The sequence below is a fragment of the Azospirillum sp. TSO35-2 genome, assembly GCF_003116095.1.
Classification (GTDB): domain Bacteria; phylum Pseudomonadota; class Alphaproteobacteria; order Azospirillales; family Azospirillaceae; genus Azospirillum.
The window spans coordinates 726769-730334 of record NZ_LGRA01000021.1 but is presented as its reverse complement, the minus strand read 5'-3'; the positions used below and the strand labels follow the sequence as shown (position 1 = coordinate 730334).

2 protein-coding genes and 1 pseudogene are annotated in these 3566 nt (G+C 66.1%); all 3 read left to right on the top strand.

What is annotated here, in order from left to right:
* Positions 1-111: pseudogene (locus tag TSO352_RS34035) on the top strand (succinate--CoA ligase subunit alpha); the annotation flags it as partial.
* Positions 112-325: 214 nt separating this feature from the next.
* Positions 326-3274 (top strand): 2-oxoglutarate dehydrogenase E1 component, encoded by a 2949-nt coding sequence (locus TSO352_RS19475; RefSeq protein WP_109108926.1) that lies wholly within the window; start codon positions 326-328, stop codon positions 3272-3274.
* Between the two features lie 43 nt (positions 3275-3317).
* Positions 3318-3566: biotin/lipoyl-containing protein (locus TSO352_RS19470; RefSeq protein WP_348770649.1), on the top strand; the 249-nt coding region annotated here is incomplete at its 3' end.

Genomic DNA, 3566 nt, shown 5'->3' with positions numbered 1-3566 from the left:
GGCAACGACACCGCCGACTTCAAGATCGACTTCATGAAGTCGGTCGGCATCGCCGTCGCCGACAGCCCCGCCTCGCTGGGTTCGACCATGCTGAAGGTCTTCAAGGGCTGATGCCGTGCGGCGCCATCCCCGGGGCCGACGCTCCGGGGACGGCGCTGCAATGCTGACGCCGACCGGCGGGAGGTTTCGGCCCTCCGCCGGTTAAGAGCCTTCCGGGCCGGCGGTCGCCGGGTTCCGTTCGCACACGGGACATCGACGGCCGCTTGCCCTGTCCCCTTATAAAAATCTCCCACAGGGAACCGGGTGTACAGCCCGAGGTGAAACCATGTCGGCAAATTTGGAGCAGACCTCGTTCCTCTTCGGATCGAACGCCGGTTACGTCGCCGAACTCTACGCCCGCTTCCTGGCCGATCCGACCAATGTCGATCCCAGCTGGAACGGCTTCTTCAAGGACCTGGATGAGGATTCGCGCGCCGTCCTCGACGAGCTGCGCGGCGCATCCTGGACCATGTCCGATCTGGAAGACCCCAAGTCCAAGCGCGACCCGATCGCGGAGAGCTTCGTCGTCAACGGCGCCGCTCCCTCGAACGGCAACGCCGCGGCGCTGGAAGGTCCGGGCAACGGCGCCATGCTGGCCCACACCCAGCAGGTCTATGGCGGCATCAGCCACCAGCAGCTGCGCGCGGCCACGCTGGACAGCATCCGCGCCCTGATGCTGATCCGCGTCTTCCGCGTCCGCGGCCACATGAACGCGCATTTCGACCCGCTGGGCCTGGAAAAGCGCGAGCCGCACCCGGAACTCGATCCGGCGACCTACGGCTTCGGCCCGGGCGACCTCGACCGTCCGATCTTCCTGAACTACTCGCTCGGCCTGGAAACGGCGACGCTGCGCCAGATCCTCGACATCCTGCACAAGACCTATTGCGGGACGATCGGCGTCGAGTTCATGCACATCCAGGACCCGGAAGAGAAGGCCTGGATCCAGGAGCGCATCGAGGGCGGCCGCAACCACACCGATTTCACCGTCAACGGCAAGCGCGCCATCCTGGAGCGCCTGACCGCGGCCGAGGGCTTCGAGAAGTTCCTGCAGCTCAAATACACCGGCACCAAGCGCTTCGGCCTTGAGGGCGGCGAGTCGATGATCCCGGCGCTGGAGCAGATCCTCAAGCGCGGCGGCCAGCTCGGCCTGAAGGAAGTGGTCGTCGGCATGGCCCACCGCGGCCGTCTGAACGTGCTGACCAACTTCATGGGCAAGCCCTTCTCGGCGGTCTTCTCCGAGTTCCAGGGCAACCCGTCGAGCCCGCAGGACGTCCAGGGCTCGGGCGACGTGAAGTACCATCTCGGCACCTCGTCGGACCGCGACTTCAACGGCAACATCGTCCACCTGTCGCTGACCGCCAACCCGTCCCACCTGGAATGGGTCAACCCGGTCGTGCTGGGCAAGGTGCGCGCCAAGCAGCAGCAGCGCCGCGACCTGGAGCGCGAGCAGGTCATGGGCCTGCTGATCCACGGCGACGCCGCCTTCGCCGGCCAGGGCATCGTGGCCGAGACGCTGGGCCTGTCGGAGCTGCGCGGCTACCGCACCGGCGGCACCATGCACTTCATCATCAACAACCAGATCGGCTTCACCACCAACCCGACCTACTCGCGGTCGGGCGTGTACTGCTCCGACATGGCCAAGATGGTGCAGGCGCCGATCTTCCACGTGAACGGCGACGACCCCGAATCGGTGGTCCATGTCAGCCGCATCGCCATCGAGTTCCGCCAGAAGTTCAAGCGGGACGTCGTGATCGACATGGTGTGCTACCGCCGCCACGGCCACAACGAGGGCGACGAGCCGGGCTTCACCCAGCCCCTGATGTACAAGAAGATCCGCGCCCACGCGACGACGCGCGATCTCTACGCCAAGCAGCTGGTCGACGAGAACGTCATCACCCAGGCCGAGGGTGACCAGATCAGCCAGGACTTCATGAAGAAGCTGGAGGGCGAGTTCGAGGCGTCCAGCACCTACAAGCCGAACAAGGCCGACTGGCTGGAAGGCAAGTGGTCCGGCCTGAAGGCGCAGGACGAGAACACCGCCCACCGCGGCGAGACCGGCGTCGCCATCGACACGTTGAAGGAAATCGGGTTCAAGCTCTGCCAGTACCCGAAGGACTTCGCGATCAACTCCAAGATCGCACGCCAGCTCGAAGCGAAGAAGAAGACGCTGGAGACCGGCGAGGGCATCGACTGGTCGACCGCCGAGGCGCTGGCCTACGGCACGCTGGTGGTCGAGGGCACGGGCGTCCGCCTGTCGGGCCAGGATTCCGGCCGCGGCACCTTCTCGCACCGCCACGCGGTGATGTACGACCAGAACACCGAAGAGAAGTACATCCCGCTCACCCGGCTGAGCGCGGACCAGGCCACCTTCGAGGTCCATGACAGCCCGCTGTCGGAGGCCGCGGTCGTCGGCTACGAATACGGCTTCTCGCTGGCCGAGCCGCATGACTTGGTCCTGTGGGAGGCGCAGTTCGGCGACTTCGCCAACACCGCCCAGACCATCATCGACCAGTTCATCTCGTCGGGCGAGTCCAAGTGGCTGCGCATGTCCGGCCTGGTGATGCTGCTGCCGCACGGCTACGAAGGCCAGGGCCCGGAGCATTCGTCGGCCCGTCCGGAACGCTTCCTGCAGATGTGCGCCGAGGACAACTGGCAGATCTGCAACGTCACGACGCCGGCCAACCTGTTCCACGTCTTCCGCCGCCAGATCCGCCGCAGCTTCCGCAAGCCGCTGATCCTGTTCACGCCGAAGTCGCTGCTGCGCCACAAGCTGTGCATCTCCGACCTGTCGGAGATGGGCCCGGGCAGCACCTTCCACCGCGTGCTGGGCGAGACCGCGAACGATCTGGCGCCGAACGAGAAGATCCGCCGCATCGTCGTCTGCTCCGGCAAGGTCTATTACGACCTGCTGCAGGAGCGCATGAGCCGCGGCGTCAAGGACGTCGTCATCCTGCGCCTGGAGCAGCTCTACCCGTTCCCGAAGGACGCGCTGGAGCAGGAGTTCGCCAAGTACCCGAACGCCGAGCTGGTCTGGTGCCAGGAAGAGCCGGAAAACCAGGGCGGCTGGTTCTTCGTCGACCGTCGTCTGGAATCGGTGCTGACCGGCCTCGGCCACAAGGCCGGCCGTCCGGCCTATGTCGGCCGCCCGGCCACCGCCTCGCCGGCCACCGGCCTGCTGAAGCGGCACAACCAGGAGCAGGCGAAGCTTCTGGACGACGCGCTGACGGTCCGCTGACCCGATCACCCAAGCGAACGAAAAAAGACAAACGAGGATAAAAATGGCTACCGACATCAAGGTCCCCACGCTGGGTGAGTCCGTGTCCGAGGCGACCGTGGCCCGCTGGCTGAAGAAGGCCGGCGACAGCGTCGCCATGGACGAGGCGCTGGTCGAGCTGGAGACCGACAAGGTCACGCTTGAGGTGAACGCGTCCATCGCCGGCACGCTGGCGGAAATCGTCGCTCCGGAAGGCGCGAACGTTGAGGTCGGCGCCCTGCTGGGCGTCATCGCCGAGGGCGCCGCCGGTGCC

Coding starts and splice junctions, on each gene's coding strand:
- TSO352_RS19475 (WP_109108926.1), top strand. CDS start 326: ATGTCGGCAAATTTGGAGCAGACCTCGTTCCTCTTCGGATCGAACGCC.